Source organism: Bacillus sp. HY001, assembly GCF_007558965.1.
Classification (GTDB): domain Bacteria; phylum Bacillota; class Bacilli; order Bacillales; family Bacillaceae_G; genus Bacillus_A; species Bacillus_A mobilis.
Genome location: NZ_VLTE01000197.1, coordinates 1 through 456, shown reverse-complemented (window position 1 = coordinate 456; position 456 = coordinate 1). Strand labels below are relative to the sequence as shown.

Here is a 456-nt window from a genome sequence, read left to right as displayed (position 1 = left end):
TTATTTTTCTATTTATGATTTAGAAAAAATTGCGGATCGAAAAGCATTTTATGTGTCACGTATTCGCTGGAATACACAAGTCTATCAAAAAGAGAAAGGTGGAAAATGGACTCTTCTCGATTTAGAAAAATTGACGAAAGATCTATCTGAAGGACAAATACTAGAATTACCGGAAATCTATATAGGACTTCACCAAAAACATAAAACACGCCTTGTCATATATCGTCTAACACAAACTGAGTGGACGAAACGTTTGGAACATCACAAGAAAGCGAAAAAGAAGATGCCGAAATATGCAAGCCGTATCAACCTTCTTATTACGAACGTATCTAGTAAACACCTTCCGCACAATGAAGTATATGAACTGTATTCTTTACGGTGGCAAATTGAAATTATATTTAAAACATGGAAGTCTATTTTTAAAATTCATGAAGTGAAACCTGTGAAACTGGAACG

1 protein-coding gene is annotated in these 456 nt (G+C 34.0%); it reads left to right on the top strand.

The genetic code is table 11. From position 1 onward, the window contains the following. The coding region (locus FOT98_RS30390) for a transposase (RefSeq protein WP_144291226.1) at window positions 1-456 on the top strand (456 nt) is incomplete at both ends.